This window comes from Ferruginibacter albus, from assembly GCF_020042285.1.
In the GTDB taxonomy this organism is placed as follows: Bacteria; Bacteroidota; Bacteroidia; order Chitinophagales; family Chitinophagaceae; genus Ferruginibacter; species Ferruginibacter albus.
The window spans coordinates 330,825-355,755 of record NZ_CP083388.1; the positions used below are offsets into that span (position 1 = coordinate 330,825).

25 protein-coding genes are annotated in these 24,931 nt (G+C 36.2%); 6 read left to right on the top strand and 19 right to left on the bottom strand.

The features are described 5' to 3' along the window. The first annotated feature begins 37 nt into the window (after positions 1-37). The 4 genes from atpB (at position 38) to atpH (ending at position 2,636) form a co-directional block, all read left to right on the top strand. Complete coding sequence (gene atpB, locus K9M53_RS01455; RefSeq protein WP_224017286.1) at positions 38-1,168, top strand: F0F1 ATP synthase subunit A; 1,131 nt, start codon at positions 38-40, stop codon at positions 1,166-1,168. Positions 1,169-1,205: 37 nt separating this feature from the next. After that, a complete protein-coding gene (gene atpE, locus K9M53_RS01460; RefSeq protein ID WP_224017287.1) occupies positions 1,206-1,424 on the top strand; it encodes an ATP synthase F0 subunit C in 219 nt (72 codons plus the stop codon). Between the two features lie 86 nt (positions 1,425-1,510). Then, complete coding sequence (gene atpF, locus K9M53_RS01465) at positions 1,511-2,020, top strand: F0F1 ATP synthase subunit B (RefSeq protein WP_224017288.1); 510 nt, start codon at positions 1,511-1,513, stop codon at positions 2,018-2,020. 52 nt (positions 2,021-2,072) lie between these two features. After that, positions 2,073-2,636: an ATP synthase F1 subunit delta gene (gene atpH / locus K9M53_RS01470; protein ID WP_224017289.1), complete on the top strand. Its 564-nt coding sequence runs from the start codon at positions 2,073-2,075 to the stop codon at positions 2,634-2,636. Between the two features lie 75 nt (positions 2,637-2,711). Here the strand turns inward: atpH and K9M53_RS01475 are convergent, their stop codons facing one another. The 13 genes from K9M53_RS01475 to pdxA all read right to left on the bottom strand — a co-directional run bounded on the left by K9M53_RS01475 (position 2,712) and on the right by pdxA (position 16,522). Further along, positions 2,712-3,656 carry a DUF6089 family protein gene (locus tag K9M53_RS01475; protein WP_224017290.1) on the bottom strand — a complete coding sequence of 315 codons (945 nt, stop codon included), beginning with the start codon at positions 3,654-3,656 and terminating at the stop codon, positions 2,712-2,714. 91 nt (positions 3,657-3,747) lie between these two features. Then, a complete protein-coding gene (nth, locus tag K9M53_RS01480; protein WP_224017291.1) occupies positions 3,748-4,392 on the bottom strand; it encodes an endonuclease III in 645 nt (214 codons plus the stop codon). A 50-nt stretch (positions 4,393-4,442) separates the two neighbouring features. Beyond that, positions 4,443-4,724 carry a hypothetical protein gene (locus K9M53_RS01485; RefSeq protein ID WP_224017292.1) on the bottom strand — a complete coding sequence of 94 codons (282 nt, stop codon included), beginning with the start codon at positions 4,722-4,724 and terminating at the stop codon, positions 4,443-4,445. Between the two features lie 59 nt (positions 4,725-4,783). After that, positions 4,784-5,080 (bottom strand): FtsB family cell division protein, encoded by a 297-nt coding sequence (locus tag K9M53_RS01490; RefSeq protein ID WP_224017293.1) that lies wholly within the window; start codon positions 5,078-5,080, stop codon positions 4,784-4,786. A gap of 215 nt (positions 5,081-5,295) precedes the next feature. Next, positions 5,296-6,585: a phosphopyruvate hydratase gene (gene eno / locus K9M53_RS01495; protein ID WP_224017294.1), complete on the bottom strand. Its 1,290-nt coding sequence runs from the start codon at positions 6,583-6,585 to the stop codon at positions 5,296-5,298. 149 nt (positions 6,586-6,734) lie between these two features. After that, a complete protein-coding gene (gene gldA / locus K9M53_RS01500; protein WP_224017296.1) occupies positions 6,735-7,637 on the bottom strand; it encodes a gliding motility-associated ABC transporter ATP-binding subunit GldA in 903 nt (300 codons plus the stop codon). Positions 7,638-7,645: 8 nt separating this feature from the next. Then, positions 7,646-8,992 (bottom strand): PSP1 domain-containing protein, encoded by a 1,347-nt coding sequence (gene ricT / locus K9M53_RS01505; protein WP_224017297.1) that lies wholly within the window; start codon positions 8,990-8,992, stop codon positions 7,646-7,648. 312 nt (positions 8,993-9,304) lie between these two features. Beyond that, positions 9,305-10,516: a DNA polymerase III subunit gene (locus K9M53_RS01510; protein WP_224017299.1), complete on the bottom strand. Its 1,212-nt coding sequence runs from the start codon at positions 10,514-10,516 to the stop codon at positions 9,305-9,307. A gap of 82 nt (positions 10,517-10,598) precedes the next feature. Continuing rightward, positions 10,599-11,162 carry a glutathione peroxidase gene (locus K9M53_RS01515; RefSeq protein ID WP_224017301.1) on the bottom strand — a complete coding sequence of 188 codons (564 nt, stop codon included), beginning with the start codon at positions 11,160-11,162 and terminating at the stop codon, positions 10,599-10,601. A 6-nt stretch (positions 11,163-11,168) separates the two neighbouring features. After that, on the bottom strand, positions 11,169-12,602 hold the full coding sequence (locus K9M53_RS01520) for a choice-of-anchor Q domain-containing protein (protein WP_224017303.1): 1,434 nt from the start codon (positions 12,600-12,602) through the stop codon (positions 11,169-11,171). 35 nt (positions 12,603-12,637) lie between these two features. Next, positions 12,638-13,339 (bottom strand): ComF family protein, encoded by a 702-nt coding sequence (locus K9M53_RS01525; RefSeq protein ID WP_224017305.1) that lies wholly within the window; start codon positions 13,337-13,339, stop codon positions 12,638-12,640. An 83-nt stretch (positions 13,340-13,422) separates the two neighbouring features. After that, positions 13,423-14,790: a DNA repair protein RadA gene (gene radA, locus K9M53_RS01530; protein WP_224017307.1), complete on the bottom strand. Its 1,368-nt coding sequence runs from the start codon at positions 14,788-14,790 to the stop codon at positions 13,423-13,425. A 640-nt stretch (positions 14,791-15,430) separates the two neighbouring features. Further along, the gene (gene pdxA, locus K9M53_RS01535; protein ID WP_224017308.1) at positions 15,431-16,522 is read right to left on the bottom strand and encodes a 4-hydroxythreonine-4-phosphate dehydrogenase PdxA; all 1,092 of its coding nucleotides are present in this window, start codon (positions 16,520-16,522) and stop codon (positions 15,431-15,433) included. A 102-nt stretch (positions 16,523-16,624) separates the two neighbouring features. Between pdxA and rsmA the strand changes: the two genes are divergently transcribed. Continuing rightward, a complete protein-coding gene (gene rsmA, locus K9M53_RS01540) occupies positions 16,625-17,380 on the top strand; it encodes a 16S rRNA (adenine(1518)-N(6)/adenine(1519)-N(6))-dimethyltransferase RsmA (RefSeq protein ID WP_224017310.1) in 756 nt (251 codons plus the stop codon). A gap of 353 nt (positions 17,381-17,733) precedes the next feature. Then, positions 17,734-21,066, top strand: a complete 3,333-nt coding sequence (locus K9M53_RS01545) for a methylmalonyl-CoA mutase family protein (RefSeq protein WP_224017313.1) — start codon at positions 17,734-17,736, stop codon at positions 21,064-21,066. A 181-nt stretch (positions 21,067-21,247) separates the two neighbouring features. Here K9M53_RS01545 and K9M53_RS01550 read toward each other — a convergent pair whose 3' ends face one another. From K9M53_RS01550 to K9M53_RS01575, 6 genes are all read right to left on the bottom strand, one after another. Beyond that, the gene (locus tag K9M53_RS01550; protein ID WP_224017315.1) at positions 21,248-21,460 is read right to left on the bottom strand and encodes a hypothetical protein; all 213 of its coding nucleotides are present in this window, start codon (positions 21,458-21,460) and stop codon (positions 21,248-21,250) included. A gap of 106 nt (positions 21,461-21,566) precedes the next feature. Next, positions 21,567-21,926: a hypothetical protein gene (locus K9M53_RS01555; RefSeq protein WP_224017317.1), complete on the bottom strand. Its 360-nt coding sequence runs from the start codon at positions 21,924-21,926 to the stop codon at positions 21,567-21,569. 59 nt (positions 21,927-21,985) lie between these two features. Next, complete coding sequence (locus tag K9M53_RS01560; RefSeq protein WP_224017319.1) at positions 21,986-22,534, bottom strand: RNA polymerase sigma factor; 549 nt, start codon at positions 22,532-22,534, stop codon at positions 21,986-21,988. A gap of 257 nt (positions 22,535-22,791) precedes the next feature. After that, entirely contained in the window at positions 22,792-22,989 is a 198-nt protein-coding gene (locus K9M53_RS01565; RefSeq protein ID WP_224017321.1) for a hypothetical protein, read from the bottom strand. Positions 22,990-23,132: 143 nt separating this feature from the next. Continuing rightward, positions 23,133-23,852 carry a hypothetical protein gene (locus tag K9M53_RS01570; RefSeq protein WP_224017323.1) on the bottom strand — a complete coding sequence of 240 codons (720 nt, stop codon included), beginning with the start codon at positions 23,850-23,852 and terminating at the stop codon, positions 23,133-23,135. Between the two features lie 147 nt (positions 23,853-23,999). After that, on the bottom strand, positions 24,000-24,815 hold the full coding sequence (locus K9M53_RS01575; protein WP_224017325.1) for an alpha/beta hydrolase: 816 nt from the start codon (positions 24,813-24,815) through the stop codon (positions 24,000-24,002). Positions 24,816-24,931 lie beyond the last annotated feature (116 nt).

The window sequence follows — 24,931 nt, forward strand, 5'->3', positions numbered from 1 at the left end:
ATGCTTCCTTATCTTTGCGCAAAATTTAAGGTAGTACATGTCGTTAAAAAGCATAAAAGCATTACTGGTAGCGGGTTTCAGCGCAGTTATATTACTTTTTTCGAATATTTCGCTTGCGCAAGAACCTGCTGCTGCAGAACAACATGCTACTGCAGAAAATGCAAAGCCTGAAGAAGGCAAATTCAACGTTACTGAAACCATTTTAGAGCACATTAAAGATGCGCATAGCTGGCATTTATGGGGACACACTTCTGTTTCATTGCCAATTATTCTTTATACTGATAAAGGACTGGAATTCTTTTCTTCTTCAAAATTATTGGACGAACACCATGAACCAATAGCTTATCAGGCGAATTACAATTATAAATTGGTAGGTGGTAAAATTAAAGTTGTGGGTGAAGATGGAACTGTTGATGTGGCAGCTTCAAAAAAAGTGTGGGACTTTTCCATCACTAAAAATGTAGCATCTTTATTAATTACGGTTACTTTATTACTTATCATATTTTTAAGTGTAGCCAAGGCCTATAAAAAAACAGGGGTATCATCTGCGCCAAAAGGATTTCAGTCTTTTATGGAACCATTGATCTTGTTTGTAAGGGACGATATAGCAAAGCCGAATATTGGTCATCATTACGCTAAATACACTCCGTTTTTATTAACGGTATTTTTCCTTATCTGGATCAATAACATGTTGGGACTGGTTCCGTTCTTTCCGGGTGGTGCTAACGTAAGTGGTAACATTGCTTTTACCATGACATTGGCTGTTTGTACGTTTATCCTGGTAAATATCAATGGTAATAAATCTTATTGGGGACATATTTTCTGGATGCCGGGTATGCCCATCGCAATGAAAATATTTTTGGCACCGATTGAATTATTAGGAGTGTTTACAAAACCTATCTCATTAATGATTCGGTTGTTTGCGAACATTACAGCGGGTCATATTCTCGTATTAAGCTTAATTTGTTTGATCTTCATATTCAAAAGTGTTGCTGCATCTACCATTGCAGTACCTTTTTCAATTTTCATCAGCATGATAGAATTATTGGTTGCTTTTTTACAGGCATTCATTTTTACCATGTTGGCGGCAATGTATATCGGTATGGCAATTGAAGAGCATCATCATCATGGTGATCATGATCCGCATTACAACGAAACAGAAGATTAATAAACTCTTTTTTTATAACAATTAAAAACACAAAAAAATGGCAGGAATTGTAGGTAGTGTTGCTGCGATTGGTGCTGGTTTAGCTGCAATTGGCGCAGGTATCGGTATTGGTTTGATCGGTAAAGGAGCAGTAGAAGGTATTGCTCGTCAACCGGAAGCGGCTAATGACATTCGTGCAAACATGATCGTAGCTGCGGCTTTCGTAGAAGCGGTTGCTCTGTTTGCTGTGGTAGTTGCCCTATTGGGTAATGGTTAATCCACCAACTTTTTACAGGCTTAAAGCACAGGGCGGAGAGCCTGTAATTTTTAAATTTTGATATTTTCAATTTTCAATTATAAGATATGTTGTTAGAAATAAATCCTTTAGTATTACCTGATATCGGTTTGGTATTTTGGAGTACTATTTCCTTTTTGATTTTATTGTTTGTGTTAGGCAAGTTTGCCTGGAAGCCAATAATGAAAGCTATTGGTGAAAGAGAGCAGGGGATTGCAGATGCGATTGCATCAGCAGAAAAAGTAAAGTTGGAAATGGCGCAATTGAAAAATGACAACGAAGCTTTATTGATCAAAGCACGTGAAGAAAGAGCACAATTATTAAAAGAGGCAAAAGAAACAAAAGATAAAATAATTAACGAAGCAAAAGAAGAAGCAAAATCACAAGCATCTAAAATAATTAACGATGCACAGGTGGTGATCAATCAGCAAAAAATGGCTGCCATCAATGATTTAAAAAATCAAGTTGGAAATTTAGTAGTTGAAGTAAGTGAAAAGGTTTTAAGGCGTGAGTTAAGCAATAAGACAGAACAGGAAAACTACATTAAACAATTGGCAGAAGAAGTAAAATTAAATTAATTGCTGGGTGAATGTGAATTGCACAGCATTGTCAGCATAGTAAGATAATAAAATGGATAATCCACGGTTAGCATCACGATACGCAAAAAGCTTGATTGATCTTTCAATCGAGCAAAACAAGCTGGAAGCGGTTTTCAACGATATGAAAATGTTGAAATCCATTTGTGGTATTAGCCCCGAATTTGTGAGCATGTTGCGCAGCCCAATCATTCTGGCAGATAAAAAAGCGAAAATCATAGCTGCCGTTACCGAAGAAAAAACGGATGCGCTTACATCGGCTTTTATTCATTTATTGGTAACAAAGAACCGGGAATCAAACCTTCTTGAAATTGCTTCGGCATTTATCGATCAATATAATGAGATCAAAAATATTCATTTGGTAAAACTAACTACAGCAGTGGCTATCAGCGATGATGTAAAGCAGTCAATTGTACAAAAGGTAAGTACAATGCCGGGCATTGGTACAGTAGAATTAGAAGCTACTGTTAATCCTAATTTGATTGGTGGTTTTATTTTGGAAACAAATAATAACCTGGTTGATGCAAGTATTCTTCGTGACCTAAAGGATGTGAAGAAACAATTCTTAAATAATGAATACATTCATAAAATAAGATAAATAAAAACAAATTATCTTGACATAAATAAAAATTCCGAAGCATGCTTCGGAATTTTTATTTATGTATTTTTTCTATTACCTAACTTTTTCTCTACCCATTATTAATCCTAGTTTTAAATTGAAGGTAAAATAAGAATCATTGTTGTAGTATTTACCTCTTAAACTACCAGGGCGGGAAATGTATTTAGGATTAATGTTTAAATTTCGGTTGTTCAAAAGCAATGCATCTGTTAATTGTTGCCCTTGTAAATGCTGATAAAATAATGCCGTTGGAATATATCTTGTACTTACGTCATCTAAATAATCTGTATTTAAAATTCTAACCAAACATTCTGCTCTTACATTTAATAAGCTGTTTACTTCATATCTAAAACCTATACCAACCGGAATGTTCATTTGCTGCAATTTGTACTCATTACGGCCTGCAACCCATCCTTCACCCTCTGTATGCAAAGGTTGCAGATCAACCCATCTTCCATTTAATAAAGCTTGAGGATTAAATGAGAATAGTCCAATTCCACCCATTATATAAGGTGAAAAGGTAGGAGGTTGTTTATCCTTACTTTCCCAATCAACAAAAATAAATAAGGGGTGAAACTCTGCTATTAAAGCAATTTCTGAGATATTACTTCTAAAGCTTAAATTTCTCTCGTAACGGCCTTCAGTTGTAGAGGCTACATTTTTTAGAATACTATCATAAGCTCCGATTTGTCCAAAAGTAGCTTCTAACCGTAACCCCACCGCATATTTATAAGTGGCACTGAAATAAACACTTCCTCCAAGTTTGGTGTTTCCGTAATTAAGATCTTTTACGAATGGCTTACCAATACCCTGGTTACCACCTATGTCTGTTAAACAGTTCATAGCTGCCACAGAAGCGCCTAGCTCAAAGGTTACTTTATTATCATAATAGTTATTGTCGTAGTAGTAATATTGGGCAGCCGACTTTTCTACCGTAAACAGTAGTAAAAAAATTGGAGTCAAGAGGTATATAATAGCCCTGGTTCTAGTTCTGGTCATGCACAAGTTTCCTTTTTATATAAGGTGTTATGGTCAGCAAGTGATGATAAGGGAAGTTCTGCAAATAAAACGATTATTCTTCAATAATATTTCACTCCTGTGTAATATTATTATAAAACTTACAGATTCTTCGTAAACCGCATTCGTTGCATTTGGGATTTCGAGCAGTACAGATATATCGACCATGCAAAATCAGCCAATGATGCGCTTTGTAAATATATTGTTTTTCGATGTACTTAACTAATTGTTCTTCTGCTGCTTTTGGTGTTTTTGCATTAATAGTTAAACCAATTCTTGCACTTACCCTAAAAACATGCGTATCTACTGCCATATTCGGTTGCTTGTCAATCACAGAAGTGATAACGTTTGCGGTTTTTCTTCCTACTCCCGGTAGCTTAATTAACTCATCAACTTTCATGGGAACGTTGCCGGAAAAATCCTCCTCCAACATTTTTGCCATGCCGATCAAATGTTTGGTTTTATTATTGGGATAAGAGATACTTTTTATCAATGGAAAAAGTTCATCAAAAGTAGCTTTACTCATCGCCTTTGAATCTGGATATTTTTCAAAAATGGAAGGAGTGGTAAGATTCACTCTTTTATCGGTGCATTGTGCTGAAAGAATTACAGCAACCAATAATTCAAAGGGGGTATCATACAATAATTCTGTTTCTGCGTCGGGAGAATGCTTTAAAAAATAGTTGATGAAGTCTTGATACCTTTCTTTTCTCGTCATAAAAAAAGTGCCGCTTTGGGCGGCACTAAAATTAATTTAAAATTGTTTAATTAAGATTCTGTTGTAAGTTCTCTTGTTGCTTTTTCAGCGTAATCAACAATTTTATCTACTGATTTTTTGCGTGGTGAGAAAAGATTCAGTGTGTCTAAGCGTTTTTGAGCCGAGATAATTACCTCGTATTTTTCACGAAGTTCCCAATCTGATTCCAGTGCTTTCCTGATAGCAATGGTTTTTTCAGTAGAAGCCTCGTTGTACGCAAACTGCACTAAATCCTCTAAATTAAAGCTGTGCATAGGCAAATTTAATTGCTTGTTTAAAAATTTATTATCCATATCCACATCTATAAACGCACCATTACCCGTAATATTGCGTTTCAGGAAACTTTTGTATATTATTTAGCTTGTACTACAAACAGGTCTTCATTATCTTTTTTCATCATATATTTTTCCCGTGCATATTTCTCAATGGTTTGAGCATTGGTTTTTAACTGATCCAGCTCTTTTTTAGTATCAGTTATAAGCTGATTAAGATGCAGTTCATTCTTTTTTAATTCGCCTAACCTTGCTCTATGACCCATGTCAGATTTGATGTCATTCGGATCAAAGAAGAACATCCATACAACAAAAAAAGTACCTGTTAGCAAGTACTTATTTTTTAACCAAGATGGTATTGAGTTAAGAAGTTTCAACGTGTATATTTTTGAGTTAGTAAAAATTTGGGTTTTAAGTGCTGTGAGCAAAACATAAATAATGATGCCATGATGTATGCCGATGAACAAAATGATTCTCTTATTTCTTTTACTAAAAGAAATGGATAACAGAACAAGTTCACAACGCTGTGGCTATGAAAAAACTACAGCCGTATCAAAATCATTATTATAAGAACTTAAAACCCAAACTATAATTACTTACCAAATTTAATCTTTCCTTTTGGATAAATTCCGCTTTCGCCTAACATTTCTTCAATGCGGATCAGCTGGTTGTATTTAGCCATGCGATCAGTACGTGATGCAGAACCGGTTTTAATTTGTCCGCAATTTAAGGCAACAGCTAAGTCAGCGATCGTAGTATCTTCTGTTTCACCACTTCTATGACTCATGATGGTGTTGTAACCATTGTTTTGAGCCATGCTAACCGCATTAATAGTTTCAGTAATAGTACCAATTTGATTTACTTTAACCAGCAAACCGTTGGCAGTATCTTCTTTAATACCTCTTTCTAAACGGGTAACGTTTGTAACAAAAAGATCATCACCCACTAATTGGACTTTTTTACCGATAGTGTCCGTTAAGTTTTTCCAACCAGCCCAATCATCCTCTGCCATACCATCTTCAATGCTGCAGATTGGATATTGCTTAGCCCAGCTTTCCCAGAATTTAACCAACTGGTCGCTGCTTAATTCTTTACCTGAACTTTTATGGAAAACATATTTCTTCTTTTTAGCATCCCACAACTCGCTGTTAGCTGCATCCATAGCAATCATAATTTGACTGCCTGTTTTAAAGCCTGCTGCCTGGATTGCCGTTAATACTGTTTCAATAGCTTCTTCATTACTTTGGATGTTTGGAGCAAAACCACCTTCGTCACCTACGTTAGTGCTGAAGCCTTTTTTCTTTAATACACTTTTTAATGCATGGAAAATATCAACGCCCCATTGCAAACCTTCGCTAAAAGACGAAGCGCCAACAGGCATTACCATAAATTCCTGGAAATCGATTTTATTATCGGCATGCGCACCACCATTCAAAATGTTCATCATCGGGATAGGCAATGTTTTAGCATTCGTACCGCCGATGTAACGATATAAAGGAAGATTTGCTTCCAACGCTGCTGCTTTTGCAACCGCCATACTTACCGCTAATAATGCATTAGCACCTAATTTGCCTTTGTTAGCAGTTCCGTCTAAAGCGATCATGGCGGCGTCAATACCGGTTTGATCAGCAACATCCCAACCTAATAAATTATCAGCGATGATTGTATTTACATTTTTTACTGCTTTCAACACACCTTTACCCTGGTAGATTTTTTTGTTGCCGTCACGCAATTCAACTGCTTCGTGAATACCGGTGCTGGCACCGCTTGGAACGGCTGCACGACCTAAGTGTTCGTTTTCTGTTAATACATCAACTTCAACGGTGGGGTTACCGCGACTGTCTAGAATTTGTCTTGCATGAATGCTGGCTATGTAGCTCATGATTTGCTTGGTTTAAATTTTTATTTGGTTATTGTTTAATCAATGAAGAAAGTTAGCTGCCCAGGAATTGGGAAATTTCTTACTGTGTGCAAAGAAACAAAAAACCCGCATACAGTGCGTATTTGGCGGAATAAATTTCTATGAAAAACTTAGTTGGTAAGGCTGCGGAAAATATTTTCCAGGTTATTATTACTGTTGGTTAAAGAAACAATATTGAGGTTGTTTTTAATACTTAACTCTAATAATTGTTTTTTTACATTATCAGGATTGGCAGTATTTAGTTTCCAATTGTTCTCTTGCTTCTCAACATTGATCACATCTTGTAAATTACTTAGCAATGTTGGATCTATCGTTTCTTTAAATTGAACGATTACCGTTTGTGTTGAATTATTATTCTTTTGAAGATTACTTAGCTTATCATCTGCAACAATTTCTCCTTTATTGATAATGATAACTCTGTCGCAAATGGCTTCTACTTCCTGTAATATGTGAGAGGAGAAAAGTACCGTCTTACTTTGTCCGAGCTTTTTTATTACTTCTCTTATTTCTATGATTTGATTAGGATCTAATCCACTGGTAGGTTCATCTAATATCAACACTTCCGGGTTGTGAATTAATGCGGCGGCTAATCCAACACGTTGCTTATATCCTTTACTTAGTTGACCGATCTTTTTATTGGCTTCCCTGGTTAATCCAACCGTTGCAATTACATTTTCTATTTCCGGTTTCCTGTTTTCAATGTTATGCACGCCACATAAAAAATCTAAATACTCTCTTACATACATATCGTAATACAGCGCATTAGATTCCGGTAAATAACCAATTTTCTTTTTTGTGGAAAGTGAGGAAGAGTCTACGTTTTCGCCGCATACTGTTGCATTCCCGGAAGATGCTTCCAGGTATCCTGTAATAATTTTCATGGTGGTTGATTTACCTGCACCGTTTGGTCCAAGGAAACCAACAATTTCACCTTTGCTTACACTGAATGAAATATTGTTTACGGCTTTTTGTTCGCCGTAAATTTTAGTAAGATTATTTACAGTGATTGACATGAAGAAAATTAACTTTCTTGTTTTGGAGGACGATTATCCTGTCGTGGTTGATTATTATCTCTACGTTGTTGAGGACCTCTATTTGGATTTTGCCCCTGCTGCGGATTTCTTGGTTGCTGATTTCTTTGCTGAGGGTGTTGTGGCCTGCCTTGTTGATTATTATCCCTGCGTTGTTGAGGACCTCTGTTTGGATTTTGCCCTTGCGGATGATTGTTATCTCTGCGGTGTTGATTCGGGTTTCTATCGTTGCGTTCTTTTTCCCTTCTCTTGCGACTGTTCTTTTCTAAGCTACGTAAACTGATATGCCCCACAACGTCTACAAATTCCGGTTCTACTTCTTTTGGTTTATTGCTTACAACTTCCACCGCTTCTAATTCTTCCGGCTTAATGCCTTGCATGTTCAGCGATTTTATTTTGCGAACTCTTTCAATGGTAAGCGGGTATTGCTTAGTGCTGTCAGACATGCCAAACCACATCAGGTTTCTAAAAATATCTTTCTTTACTAAAAATGCTCTGCCTCTTGCAATCTCTATTGTTTCGCAGTTATCAGGAAAATGTTGCAATGCATCTAAATAAGTATCCAATTCATAATTCAGGCAACATTTTAAGCGACCACATTGACCGCTTAACTTGGCTTGATTGATACTTAAATTTTGATAACGTGCTGCGTTGGTATTTACACTTTTAAAATCGGTGAGCCAGCTGCTGCAACAAAGCTCTCTGCCGCAACTGCCGATGCCGCCTACCTTTCCTGCTTCCTGGCGGGCGCCGATCTGCTTCATTTCTACCTTTACTTTAAATTCGCCGGCATATATTTTTATTAGCTCTCTAAAATCAACTCTGTCATCAGCAATATAAAAGAAGGTTGCTTTTCTGCCATCCGCCTGAATTTCCACTTCCGCCATTTTCATATCTAAATTCAGTTGCTTGGCTATAGCCCGACTGCGAATCAACACATCTTTTTCTCTTGCTTTTGTTTCTTTTAATTTGCTTAAGTCAGCATCATTGGCACGGCGCAAGATCTTTTTTATATCCTGGTCGTTTTCTTTTATCTCGTGCTTCTTTAATTGTAAGCGTACCAACTCGCCGGTTAAGTTTACCATTCCTACATCAAAACCACTTACACCTTCCACCGCAATCCAATCACCTTTTTCGAAAAAGTAATTGGTATTGTTTCTGAAATAATCTTTGCGACTTCCGTTATTAAAACTTACTTCTACAATACGACATCCGCTTTCGGGATCGCTGAAAGGTAAATTTGCCAGCCAATCGTACACGTTCATACGATTGCAGCCGCCGCTACTGCAGGCACCATTATTTTTACAACCACCGCTTCCGCAACTTCCACAACCCATGATAATTAGTAATTAATAATTTAAAATTGATAATTGTGTAAACAGATTTTATCTGTGTACTCTGTGTCTCTGTGAGACAAAAATTATTTGAGGAGAGTTTTTATGAACCAAGCAAAAGATCGTTATTAAGCTTCATTGATCTTGCCTTAGGCTAGACACTCTTGTATCATATTATATGGCAATTAAAGATAAATATTGGTATGCCGTATAAGTGAGTGACACAACGATGATGAGTATAGCTAAAAAGATTGCTCAATAAAAATAATCGCACCGGTTCAATCGCAACGCCGCAAATTCAAAATCACTTCTTCCTCAATTGACCAAAATTAACGAATTGTTGCTAATAATATGATAAAGCTTGATGGAAAGCGCATGAAACAGCATTTTGGAGTTGGCATTGCGCTCTATATAATAACTGGCTTTGTCGAGTTCGTTAATGATGGCTTCCTGCTGCGGGATACTGCATAGTTTGTTGAGCCTTTGGGCAAAATCGAGCTCCGGACCTTGATTTTCGCTAATCGACTGGAAACTTCTGGCTCTTACCGCTTGTTCCAGTAGGTGCGTAAAATATTTTAAGAATTGTTTTTGATTTTCACGCCCTTGTTTACTGATCTCTTCTATCCATTTAACCTGAGCTGCCGGACCGGTTTTTAAAATGGCGTTTAGCCATTCCCGTAATAAACTGTGCCAATCGGCTTCGGCATGTTGCAATAATTGCAAGGCTTCTCTGTAATTTCCCTCGGCAAGTGCTGCTACCTGGTGAGCTTTTTCTATGTTGGCTCCAGACCTTAATTCCAATGCAGCTTCTACTTCTAAATTAGAAAGCGGAGTTATTTTTACTAATTGTGTTCTTGATAAAATGGTTTGTAAAATTTCACTTTCGTTTTCAGCCACAAAAATGAATAATGTATTAGGCGGTGGCTCTTCAATCAGCTTTAATAATTTATTTCCTTCCTTGCCCAAAAACTCGGGCATCCACATGATCAATGTTTTATACTCGCTTTCAAAACTTTTTAAATTAAGCTTTCGGATGATCTCGTTGCATTCTGCTGCAGTTATATTTCCTTGCTTATTTTCTGCGTTGATGGATTGCAGCCAATCATATACATTGCCATAAGTATATAGGGAGGCAAATTCCCTCCACTCGGTTATAAAATCAGTGCTAACGGGTTTTTCTCCTGATTTTTTTGTGATGACAGGATAAGAAAAATGAATATCGGGATGAATTAGCTTTTGTGCTTTGATGCAGGAAGGACAAACGCCACAGCTGTCAGTTTGAACTTGTGAGTGGGGAGTTGAAGATGTAGGCTCCTCTTCAAATAGTGATGGTCCAGCTTCTTGAGGAGTAGATTTTCCATTTACTTTTTCGCAAACAACATATTGCGCAAAAGCCATGGCTAACGATAATCCACCGCTTCCTTCTTTTCCTAAAAACAATAATGCATGGCTCAAACGATTGTGTTGAACCATCTGCACCAACTTTTCTTTTATATGTGTCTGACCTATTACGTCTTTGAATTGCATGAGATTAAGAATTCGTCAATCGTGAAAAGTGAAACGTGAAAATCAAAGTGTCTGCATTTCTTTCACGTCTGACGCCTCACGTCTAAAGCTTATTGATCACTTCCTCGCTTAACACACTTGTTTTATGAAAGATAACAGTGATAAGATTTCCATTTTCGTCTAACAAAAATTTTGTGAAATTCCATTTAATAGGATCATCAAAACCTTTTTGATTTGCTTTGGCAATTAGGTATTGATAGATAGGGGCAATATCATCGCCCTTAACCGAAACCTTTGCTGCCATTGGAAAACTAACGCCGTAATTTTTTGTACAGAATTCTTTTATTTCCGCATTGGTGCCGGGTTCCTGCTCATGAAAGTTATTTGCCGGAAAGCCTACAATAACCAATTTGCCTTTATACTGCTCATATAATTTTTCCAAATCGGCGTACTGAGGTGTATTACCGCAAAGTGATGCAGTGTTCACGATCATTATTTTTTTGCCTTTGAATTTTGCAAAGTCGATAGTATCGCCCGTTAAGCCTTCTACTTTAAAATCATAGATGGAAGTATCTTTTGTTGGTGCTGTGGTTTGCATTGCTGCAGTATTATTGTTTTTTGCTGCGCAGGATAATAGAATTGCGCCTGCTAATAGAAACTTTATCATAATAAATTATTGTTTTTCGTAACAGCCTATGTCAGTTAAATTATTAACAACTCTGGACTTATCATCCAGGTCTAAAGTAAATGAAGTAGGAGTGCCTGCATCAACGGCCGGCGATTGCCTTTTAGTAATATGAAAATCGAATATTCTTCTATTTACATTAATGCTGTCAAACTTTGGATCAGCATTTGGAATAGAAGTATCGAAATTGATATTCGTTAGGTTGCTTTTTGCTTTATATAATGAATGATTAAGCGTTACTATACTGCTGCCGCTTTGTTTGTTTACAACTACTTCATCATCTACACTTCCATAATCACCCCAAATAATACAGTTGGTAAAACTGGCTGTTAAGGTGTTAATTGTAGAAGCAGTTTCGTCATTATCACTTGCCTGCAATACAGGATTTTTATGCGTAATATAACTATTGCCAAACGTTGCAATAGTGCAGTTGGTGAACGTGTAATTACCTCCGTTATTCAATGATACATTGCTGCCACAATTACTGATCAGACAATTATCAGCATTTATAAAACTGTTATATCCATATAAGCCTACATCATAAGCATTGTCAATTATGCATTGATGCAAGGTTAGTTTTGGATTGGAATTGTTAGAAGCGCTATCAATCACCAAGGCCTGGTATGCATTTTTTATAACGGTATGTGTTAATGCGCTGTTTACGCCTGTAGAGCGGAAATAAACTCCCGGCCAGCTTGCCGGCAGATCTTTGTAAACTTCATCCAGCCTGTCTCCTGTAAAAACTACATTACTGTCTTCTGTTCCATTGGCAATTAAAGTGCCGTCAACGATAAACGGAGCATCAGCATGTGAGTAGATCCGAACGCCTTTATCAAGTGTCAACGTTACATTTTTGTCTACTAATATCAAGCCTTGAATTACATAAGGCAGATCATTTGTCCAGGTAGTATCCTTATCAATAAGCAAGCTATTTATGAAATGTGCATTTTGCCCATATGCTTGTAACTGAACAAATTTAGTAACGCCATTATAATTTATGAGAATACTATCATTTACAATAAATGGCAAATTGGTTGCTGCCGGATTGATGTTCACGGTTACAAAAACATAAATGCTGTCATTGGCAGCAATCTCAATATTATTGGCTTCATTAGCCGGAATACCATTTATATTAATTGTAAATGGAGAAGTATTGCCCCCCATCAGTTTTACCTGGCTTAATAATATTTTTTGATCGTTATTGTTTGCTATTCTAAATGTTTGTGTTACCGAACCAACAGAAGTAAACACCGTGTCGAATTTTATAATGGTATCGCTGGTAGTTAAAGATGCATTAGGGCTTGTGATGAAAGAATCTTTTGAGCAGGAGGATAATATAAAAAAAGAAAAAGGTAAAAGGCAGAAAATGAGACGTGAGACGTGAGTCGTGAGTCGATTATTTTTCCGATGTCTTTGAATCATCTCCAAATTTATAATACAAAATACAATTGGTGAATTTATTTTGCAGCAAAGGCTAAAGTAGCAATGTTAAGAGTTGTTCCTTCTGCTTTTAAGATTGCCTGTCCGCAAGATTCGAGAGTGGCACCAGTGGTAATTACATCATCTACCAGTAAGATGTTTTTGTTATGTAAAATGCTTTCATTTTTTACGACAAAGCTTCCCTTTACATTTTCCCATCTTTCTGTTCTGTGTTTGCGTGTTTGCGTTTCCGTAAAACGCAGGCGAATTACCCTGTTAGTTAAAACAGGAATGTTCATTGCGGAAGAAATGCCATTGCAAATAACAGTTGCCTGGTTATAACCACGCTTGCGTTCTTTATCAGGATATAATGGTAACGGGATCAAATAATCTATATTTTGAAAGCGATTACTGTTTAACAAGCTTTTGCCCATCAACTCACCCAAATAAAAACCTATCTCCATATTGTTTTTATATTTAAGCTGATGAATAAGTGCTTGTATCAATGATTCTTTTGCAAAATAAAATTCAGCATGAGCAGAAGTAATAGGTATTCTTCCCCAAAATATTTTTTCTATTGGGTTATTTGCATGCTGTGCAAAATTGCTGTGAGGAAGTTCGTTGATGCATTTTAAACAGAGCAAATTGGTGTCATCTAAAATATCGCTGCCGCAACCATTGCATACATGCGGATAAAATAAGTGAAGTGTATCGGAAAGAATGGTTTTAAATGAGTTCATGTTTATTAAGCTACGGTAAAAGTTAAAACAAATGCCGATAGCAGAATAAATTTTGACATAACTCATCAAGTATCATATCCAACTTAAAACAAATACTGGTACAATTCCTCTACTTTGCCCAATGCAACAACTTCAATATCAAATTTCAATTTGCCGATAGATTTTGAATTGTACTTGCTCAATATAATTTTAGTAAAACCTAATTTTTGTGCTTCAGCAATTCGCTGTTCAATCCTGTTCACAGCTCTTATCTCTCCGCTTAAGCCAACTTCGCCGGCAAAACATATAGTATGATTTAACGGAACATCTTCATAACTGCTCAATAAAGCGCTTACAATTCCTAAATCGATGGAAGGATCTTCTACTTTTAAACCACCGGCAATATTTACAAACACATCTTTCATTCCAAAATTAAATCCGCCACGTTTTTCCAACACAGCTAGTAATAACTGCAAGCGACGCAGATCATAACCGGTAACTGTACGTTGCGGCGTTCCATAAACACTTTGCGTAACCAATGCCTGTGTTTCTATCAATAAGGGGCGCATTCCTTCTATAGTTGCAGCAATTGCAATTCCACTTAGTGCATCTTCTTTTTGCGTAATTAATATTTCACTTGGGTTGGTAACAGGCTTCATTCCTTCGCCTGTCATTTCATAAATGCCTAATTCAGCAGTAGATCCAAAACGGTTTTTCAACGTTCGTAAGATTCTGTAAGCATAATTACGGTCACCTTCAAATTGAAGAACAGTATCTACCATGTGCTCCAGAATTTTCGGACCGGCAATGGTTCCATCTTTAGTAATATGACCAATTATAAAAACGGGCGTGTTTGTTTCTTTGGCAAAACGCTGTAACTCACCGGCGCATTCGCGGATCTGGCTTACACTTCCGGCGCCTGATTCAACAAATGATGATTGCAGTGTTTGGATTGAATCAACGATCACCAATTGCGGCTTTAATTTTTTTATTTCCTGGAAGATTGCTTGCGTATTGGTTTCTGTAAGCAAATAAAAATTTTCATTCTGAATACCAATTCTATCAGCACGCATTTTAATTTGCTGTTCACTTTCTTCTCCGCTAATGTATAATGTAGTAATGTCTTTTAGCTGTAGTCCATCTTGCAAAAACAATGTTGATTTACCAATGCCAGGCTCACCGGCTACTAATACAATACTGCCTGCAACAATACCGCCACCTAATACCCGATTCAATTCAACATCAGTAGTTACGATTCTTTTTTCTTCAGCGCTGGTAACCTCATTAATTGAAATGGTTTTTATTTTTCCATTGCTTCCGTAATCTTTCCAATCATCTTTTTTATCGCTGCCTTTTACGGTTACTTCTTCTACAAATGTGTTCCATTGATTACATGATGGACATTTGCCTAGCCACTTTGCACTTTCATATCCGCAGTTCTGACAAAAGAAGGATGTTTTTGTTTTACTCATTCACTGTAATTAAAAATTGAAAATTAAAAATTAATAATTGTTTTTGGTTGGATTATTTTGATACTGGCATTTGTTTTTCTTCAACATCGTTATGAACTTGTTCTGTTACTCCTTTCTTTTAGTAAAAGAAAGGATATAATCATTACGTTCATGGGTATTGCTACTATTAAACTTTAATTAAAGCGTACATAATCTTTAATTAAAAAGGCAATTAGAAATTAAATTGTGCGATGAAAAAATATTCAAGAAGAGAAATAAATAAAAAGTAAAAGGGCCAACATTTAAGTTGACCCTTTGTACTTACTAACCCATTAAATTCTGTTGCTAAATTACAAATTACACCCACATAAAAAAATAAATTTTGCCAGATGTGCATAAGTTTTTCTAACGGGAACGCTTAGGGTAGGTATGAGGAATAATTTTTATAAATATTTGATATTCAATTATATATAAAAATGTTTAAGCGTAAAATTTTTTTAAATTTCTGAAGAAATCATAACAAAAATTTGACAAATAGCAGAATAGTAAGCCCAAATTATATAATTATTAAAGATAATATATTTGAGTTGTTTAAGCCTGTTTTAGGAAAAATTTTAAAACCTCTTAATGCATGGACTTATAATTTAGGGCTTAACATGAATTATTCCGGAATTTCAGTTATTTTTTCGTCCACAGCATTGGCAACTATACGATTCGTTACCTTTTTAACAGGGTTGCTTCTTTGCTCTTCATACTCTTTCCGGTTTTTTATAATGTCAACTGCTTTAAAGATCGCTTCTCTAAAGGAAGATTCATCTGCTTTATTTTTTCCGGCAATATCAAATGCAACACCATGGTCCGGAGAAGTACGAATGCCATTCAAGCCAGCCGTATAGTTAACGCCTTCTCCATGCGCTAATGATTTAAAAGGAATCAAACCCTGGTCGTGATACATTGCCAATACTGCATCAAATTTTTCGTGATGACCACGTGCAAAAAATGCATCGGCACTATAAGGACCAAAACAGAAGATATCTTTTTGCTTGGCGTCTTTAATAGCCGGACGAATAATTTCTTCTTCTTCTTTACCAATCAACCCTTCATCGCCTGCATGAGGATTTAATCCCAGCACAGCAATTTTAGGCTTATCAATTAAAAAATCTTTTTTAAGGGAATTATTAATTATCTGCAGCTTGCTTAAAATATTTTCTTTAGTAACATATTTTGTGATCTCTTTCACAGGAACGTGTTCTGTCAGCAATGCCACACGCATGTTTTCTGCTACCATGAACATTACCACATCCTGTACACCGAATAAATTTTTTAAATAAGGAGTATGTCCTGTGAAGTTAAACTCTGCTGATTGAGTATTCTTTTTATGAATCGGAGCTGTAACTAGTCCATCTATCTTACCTTCTTTCAAAGCTTGCCCTGCAATTTGTAAACTTTGTACAGCATATTTGCCTCCTGCATCCGTTAATTGTCCGGGAGTAATATTTACTTCTTCTTCCCAGCAATTGTAAAGGTTTATTTGCTTGTGATTAATACGGCTGGAATCTTTAATACTCGAAAAATTGAAATTAATATCAGGAACACCTTTGCGATAAAAGTTTAATACTTTATTGCTGGCAAAAATTACCGGTGTACATATTTCTAACAAACGATTATCACTAACCGTTTTTATTATTAATTCTAATCCTATTCCATTAATATCGCCACAGCTGATGCCTATAACGGGTCTTTGTTCACTCATCTTAAAAATATTAGTTTGTAAAAGTACGATAATATGTAAAAAGCCAAAAGGTAAGTCAAAAGAAGCCACCGTTTTCACTTTTTAGTTTTTACTTTTGACTTTATGGAGTACACACTCAAAAAATCGCTGGGGCAACATTTTTTAAAAGATGAAAACATCATTCGTAAAATAATTGATGCTTTACAGCAAGGTGAATTTGAACGTTTGTTGGAAGTCGGTCCCGGAGGAGGAGCGCTTACTAAACATCTGCTGCAAATTCCCGACATCGATTTTAAAGCAGTAGAGCTGGATACGGAAAAAGTAGATTTTTTGTCAAAAAAGTATCCTTCAATAAGCGGTAAAATAATTCATCAAAGTTTTTTAGATATTGATGCTCCTTTTGATAAACCATTTACTGTGATTGGAAACTTCCCTTATAACATCTCTACTCAAATTTTATTTAAAGTATTAGATTGGAAAGAAAATGTGCCTGTTGTAATAGGGATGTTTCAAAAAGAAGTGGCGCAACGTGCGGCTGCAAAAGAAGGAAGTAAAATATATGGTGTGCTAAGTGTATTGATACAAGCTTACTATGATGTTGAATATTTATTCGATGTAAGCAATCAATGTTTTACTCCACCGCCAAAAGTGGAAAGCGGCGTTATTCGCTTAACAAGAAAAATTACTCCCATAAATGTAAAAAGTGAGCGGGCTTTTGAGGTTTTGGTAAAAACTGCGTTTAACCAACGCCGTAAGACATTACGGAATGCTGTAAAAGCGCAATTTACTACCGAGGAATTACAAGATGAGATTTTTAATAAAAGAGCAGAAGCTTTGTCTGTAAATGATTTTGCAGCGCTTACGTTTAAGATGAGATAATATGAAAAAGCCTCTCACTGCTATTTTGTATTATTTGTTTGTGTTTGTCATTGTGTTTATTTGTCATAAATGTTTTCGGAGCGGGCCATGTACTCCCAATTTTGATATCTTGGCTCCTTTGGCTTTTTCCTTATTGGGTATTCTCTTATTCATTATTAATCTTGTAAAAACTATCAGAGGAAATAAAACGAGTAGATCGTTAACTATAATTCATTTAATAGGCTGTCTCTTTTTATTTGTGTATTTATATTACTTCTAATGAGATACTCGGCAATGGCTTTTTTATTTTGTAACTTTAATAGACGATTGTGGATAACACAAAAAATCGGGGAATCAGATAAATTCTATAAATCATGGTTCAGTCAGGAAATAAAGTTCGCATTATAACAGCCGCTTCCTTGTTCGATGGACACGATGTTGCCATCAATATTATGCGTCGCATTATGCAAAGCATGGGCGCAGAAATTATTCATTTGGGACACAACAGGAGCGTGGCTGAAATAGTAGAAGCTGCTATTGAAGAAGATGCCAACGCCATTGCTATAACAAGTTACCAAGGTGGACATTTAGAGTTTTTCAAATACATGAAAGACTTGCTGGATGAAAATGGCTGCGGACATATAAAAATCTTCGGCGGCGGCGGCGGAACGATTCTTCCGAGCGAAATAGAAGAATTGCATAATTATGGCATAACCAAAATTTATAGTCCTGATGATGGAAGACATTTAGGTTTAGAAGGAATGATCAAAGATGTTGTTGAAAGAGCGGCAACTTCTAATTTAATATTGGAAAAACATAACTGGAATGGCAAATTGCCTTTACAAGAAGTAAAAGATATTCGTCGGATTTCAAGAGCAATTACACTGGCTGAAAATGAACAGGATTATTCTTCACTATTGAATGAAATAAGATCAAAAAATTCTTCAAAAAATATCAAGCCTGTGATACTCGGTATTACCGGAACTGGCGGTGCCGGCAAATCTTCTGTAACAGATGAATTGGTGCGACGGTTTTTAAATACATATACTGATAAAACGATTGCAGTAATCTCAGTCGATCCAAGTAAGAAGAAAACGGGTGGAGCATTATTGGGAGATAGAATTCGTATGAACTCCATTTCATCACCAAGAGCATACATGCGCAGCTTGGCAACAAGAGAAAGTGATAAAGCGTTAAGCATACATGTGCAGGAAGCTATCGACATTTGTAAAACAGCCGGATATGATTTCATCATTTTAGAAAGTGCAGGCGTTGGACAAAGTGATGCTTCTATTTTGGATTATGTAGATACCAGCATTTATGTAATGACACCCGAATATGGCGCAGCATCTCAACTGGAAAAAATCAATATGTTGGATTATGCAGATATTATCTGCATAAACAAATTTGATAAAGCCGGCGCTTTGGATGCTTTGCATGATGTGCGGAAGCAATACAAACGCAATCACAATTTATTTACTGCTAAAGATGAAGACTTGCCTGTGATTGGCGCCATTGCTGCGCAATTCAATGATGCAGGCGTAAATGAATTGTTTGAAAGAGTGATGGAGAAAGTTGCCCAAAAAACCGGTGTACACTTTGGGAAAGAGATAGAACATCATCCACATGTGAATGATACTATTAATCAGTCACAGATTATTCCGCCAAAGAGAGTTCGTTATCTCTCAGAAATAGCAGAAGAAATTATTCATTATAATAAAGAAGTAGAAGAGCAGGTTGCGATTGCATCTAAACTGTATCAAATAAACGGAGCATTGCAATTAGTGAGCAAAAATGAAGAGCTGCAGTCAATAAAGAATGAACTAGAATCAAAGCTTCTTTCATCTAACAAAAAATTAATAGATGGCTGGGAAGCGCTTAAAGAAAAGTACAGCAAAGATTTTTTTGAATATACCATTCGTGATAAAAAGATAAAACAGCCGTTCATACAAAAAAGTCTATCCGGCACTGTTATACATAAAATATTATTGCCCAAGTATAAAGATTGGGGAGATATTTTAAAATGGCAGTTACAGGAAAATGTTCCGGGAGAATTTCCGTTCACCGCAGGGGTCTTTCCTTTAAAGCGAACAGAAGAAGACCCTACAAGAATGTTTGCGGGTGCAGGCGGACCGGAATCTACCAACAAACGTTTTCACTATTTAAGTTTAGAGCAACCTGCGAAGCGCCTCAGCACTGCATTTGACAGTGTTACCTTATACGGAGAAGATCCCGATTATCGACCTGATATTTATGGAAAGATCGGTAACAGCGGAACAAGCATTGCCACGATAGACGATGCAAAAAAGTTATACAGCGGTTTCGATCTATGCGATGCAAAAACTTCTGTTAGCATGACCATTAACGGTCCGGCACCTATGCTTTTAGCGTTTTTTCTGAATGCAGCTATTGATCAGCAATGCGAAAAATGGTTAGGAGAAAATGCAAATACTTTAATGAAGGATTTGGAAAACCTTCCAATATATAATGGAGAATTACCTCAAAGCAATAACGGTTTAGGGTTAAAGTTATTAGGACTCAGCGGTTCTGATATCTTGCCAAAAGAAGAATATGAAAAAATTAAAGCAAAAACATTAGCAGTTGTTCGCGGCACTGTACAAGCGGATATTTTAAAAGAAGACCAGGCGCAAAACACCTGTATTTTTTCTACAGAGTTTGCTTTAAAATTAATGGGCGATGTGCAGGAATATTTTATTCAAAATAAAGTACAGAATTTTTACAGCGTAAGTATCAGCGGTTATCATATTGCTGAAGCCGGCGCTAATCCTATAACACAGCTTGCTTTTACATTAGCAAATGGATTTACTTATGTAGAATATTATTTGAGTCGAGGAATGAAGATCGATGATTTTGCACCAAACTTTTCTTTCTTCTTTAGTAATGGAATGGATATTGAATACAGCGTCATTGGCAGAGTAGCTCGCCGCATTTGGGCAAAAGCAATGAAGCATAAGTATAAAGCCAACGAACGTTCGCAAAAATTAAAATATCATATTCAAACCAGCGGAAGAAGCTTGCATGCGCAGGAAATAGATTTCAACGATATACGAACTACGTTGCAGGCGCTCTACGCTATTTATGATAACTGCAATTCGCTTCATACTAACGCTTACGATGAAGCGATAACCACACCAACAGAAGAAAGTGTTCGTCGTGCAATGGCGATACAGTTAATTATTAACCGTGAGTTAGGTACTGCCAAAAACGAGAACCCGATGCAGGGAAGTTTCTTAATTGAAGAAATGACTGACCTTGTGGAAGAAGCCGTGCTCAATGAATTCAATCGATTAACTGAACGTGGTGGTGTATTAGGTGCGATGGAACGAATGTACCAGCGCAATAAGATCCAGGAAGAAAGTCTTTACTACGAAACATTAAAACACAATGGGGAACACCCGATCGTGGGCGTCAATATGTTTTTGAATAAAAAAGGCTCTCCTACAATTCTTCCAAACGAGGTTGTTCGTTCTAACAAAGAAGAAAAGGATGCCCAGGTAAATGCGTTGAATTTTTTTCATAATCTACATAACAATAAAAGTGCAGAAATGTTGAAACGTTTGCAACAAACTGCGATTAATAATGAAAATATTTTTGCTGAATTAATGGAAACAGTAAAGTATTGTTCTCTCGGTCAGATCACGCATGCGTTATATGAAGTCGGCGGACAATATAGAAGAAATATGTAAGATATTTTTGTTACAAACATTTGTTCTTTCTTCAGCATCGTTGTGAACTTGTTCTGTTATCCATTTCTTTTAGTAAAAGAAATGAGATAATTATTTCGTTCATCGGCATTGCTATTATTGAACTTTTATTAAAGAATAGAATTGCAATGATTTCTCTATTCACCATAGACCATTCACATTATCATTCCAATTCTTTACAATAATATCCGGCATTCAACAAGATGCTTTCAATTTCTTTTGGCGATAGATCATTCGCCTCAATACGTAAAATATTATCGCAATCATTTAAATCAACATTCCAGCGGTTAATATTAGGATGAATATCTAAAGTATTTTCAACAGCACTAATTTTCTTCTTATTAGTCAAATTGGTTTTAAATACTAATATCTCCATGTTGGTTGGTTTTGGTTGATTAATGTGAATGGTCAATGGTGAATAGTGAAATTTTCGTTAGTCTTATTATCAGTTATTTTTTCACCATTGACTATTCATTCACATCTCATGCTTCTTCGTTTGCTTTTTCGTCTCTATCTCTTCTCCATCCGCATCTGCTTTTCCATTCTGCTTTCCATTTTTCTCTTTCTTCAGGAGTCATGTTGCTGAATTTTTCCTGCATTTTTTGTCTCCACATTTCATGGCGTCCACCGTGACATCCACCACGACCTTTAAAGCCGCCGAATAAAATCTTGCTTAACACTAATATTCCTAAAGCCTGCCAATACGTAACAGCTTTAACTCCTAACACGGCAACTAATACGCAATTCCATAATCCCATTACGACCAATCCAAAAAGGAATATGCCAACAATTACCATCGGGATGATCATGAAAAATTTTCTTCTTCTAAATTCTGGTCTCATTGTAAATATTTTTATTGTTTTAATAATTGTCTTCGCCAAGCTTAGACTGACAATTGTTTTTAATAATTTAATAATTCGTTTCTAAGATTCGCTAATCGTTCTCTCAAATGCAGCACTGCATAACGTTTACGGCTAATGAGTGTGGCCACACTTACACCGGTTTGTTCAGAGATAATTTTAAATGGAATGTCTTCTAATTCGTTTTGGATAAAAACATTTTTTTGTTCTACAGGTAATTCATCTAATGCTTGTTGCAATTCTTCCCAAAATAAATTTCTTATATAAGCTGTTTCAGGTGAGTTATCATCGGCTATTAAAAACTCTCTCCAATCAAAACTGTCATCATCATTGGATGCAGCAACAACATCATCTGCCAACGGTAATTTTTGTTTACGATAGCTGTCAGTAACCTTATTACGTGCAACAGTGAATAACCAACTGCTTACCTGTTCAATAGGTGTAGTATTGCCGGCAAATTGGTAAAAAACTTCCTGTAAAATATCTTCTGCATCTTCATTGCTGTTAACGCGTTTGCGGATAAATCCAAACAAGCGCTTGCCATAAGCCTTAATAGTATCAGTGATATTATTATTCCGTTCTGCAGTCATTGTGTTTGGTATAGCCAGTGCCTTATCCATATATAACAAGGTAGACGGCGGACAAGGCCAAATATTTTAAAAACAGGAAAATATTTTAGTGATGTTTGAAGTATTGTATTTCCCTTTCGTGTTTCCTGGCTGCTTCTAAGGTAGAGAAAGTACCTAAATTTTTGCGTCGATTGGTCTTTGTATCTTTTGTACGGGAATATATTCGGTATTCTCCCGATTTTAATTTGCGAATCATAACCAAAGATTTAAAGTGTTATTTATGCTCTATTGTCATCATCATCTAAATCGTCGTCTTCATCAATCTCATCATCCGGAATTCCGCCATTTACATGCTTAGTGTCATTGGCGGGAATTAATTTTTCATCCACTTCATGACCGGCAGCATAGATATGCATATCTTCCAAAGCATTCATATTATCTTCTTTGCTGCCAGGTATTTGTTTTTTCTTTTTCATGACAAACAGTTTACTATATATGCCCTGAAAACTGTGCCATAGTTGATTGGAAATTCCAAATAGCAAATAACAAATCTCAAATAAGTCGAAATGGCAGCTAAATCATGAAATGCGCTGTGTTGTCTGCGGCCCTATAGGACAATTTACGCGGCAGCCGATGAAATGAATTTTACCAGGCATCTTTTGGCAATAGGTAATAATGTTTCTTCCAAAGGGAATTTAAGAGAGGTTTCTACTGCGTACACAGCTGGATTTGGCAAATCGCTGCGTTTACGGATCAATTCATATTTAATATGCTCGTAAGTAGTAGCAATGCTGCGATACCACATATCGATATAAGCCGTTTTTATGCTGCGGTATTTTTCTTCACTTTTTTCAAATATAGAAAGACGATATTGATACACTCGAGTATCTTTTTCATCGCCGGTGTTGAGGAAGAAATAACCCTCGTTGTTATCCAACGGAACAATACCAATAGGAGTGATGTTTATTTTAGTTTCTACAAATTCGTATATCTCAGCGCCATTGCTGATGGTTTGTTTGATAGTATTGGCAGAATAATTAATAATATCTTCCAATTCCTGCATCATTTCATCATCTTCGATCAATTGCTCGTATAGCCATTGCAGCTTTTGCATTTGTATGCCGGATAATTTTTTAGGAAACTGTTCCTGCAGAAATCGTTTATTTTCTCTAAAAGCTATGATATTGTTGTAATGAAAAATTATATCCGCTAATTCGGGATATAACATATTTTGACGAAAACAACTGTTCACCTCCTGCAGATAAGCAAGAAGCGTGTACTTCTTTAGCTCAAAGTCTATATAGCCTTCAGCAAACCAGGTTTCAGAAAGTGTTCTCATATTCGTGTAATGTGAATTTACGGAAAAGATTTCAAGAAAAGTCAGCAGAATAGCAGTAATTGGTTTACAAGGCTGCTATGAAAATATGCTGCACAAGAGAGTGACACAAGGATGTTGAATAGAGAATTAATGCCGGCGCAAAAAGTCTTATTTATACTTATTAAAATAATTTCTGAAAAACAATAACTGGTATTTTACCGCATTTGCCCAATAGTCCCAATTATGTTCACCGGGACGTTCTATATAATCATGCTGAATTTTTAAGGATAACATTTTTTCATGCAATTGATGATTGATTGTATAAAATCCATCGCTTGTTCCACAATCAATAATAAATGCCAGCGAATCAGAAGGTTTATAATTTTCTATAAAATTGACAGCAGAGTAATCGTGCCAGTAAGGATTGTTGGTTGTGGTATCGCCAATGCGTTTTATAATATCATATTTATTATGAGAAGAAAGCAGATCGACGCCCCCACTCATGCTTCCACAAGCACCGAACAATTCAGGATGACGAATGCTTAAAAATAGAGCGCCATGTCCCCCCATGCTTAAACCGGCAATAGCTCTTCCGTGTTTATTTTTTATGGTTCGATAATGAGTATCGATGTATTTGATCACTTCTTTAGAAATATACGTTTCATATCTCATGGTCGAATCAACAGGGCTATCAAAATACCAACTGCTAAAACCCCCATCCGGGCAGATCAATAGCATCTGGTAATCGTCTGCCTGTTTTTTTAAGGAAGGCACTTTTTGTATCCAGTTAGAATAGTTCCCGCTGTAACCGTGCAATAAGTAAACCACAGGATAATTGCTTTTTTGTGTTTTATAGGAATTAGGGCTTATTACCACGCAGGAAATGCTTTTTTTCATAGCAGCACTATAAATAGTAATAGTATCCACAGTAGCAGCAGTGCAAAAAAAGGGTAGCAAATAGAAAAATATAAAAAGTTTTTTCATAATATAAAATATATTTATGCGGCTTTAAGCCTATTCAGACAGTAATTTATGCTCATTTTTTTAATCTTGTAATTAGTTTTGAAAATTAGCGGGAGTTCTTTACCTTTGCACTCCTT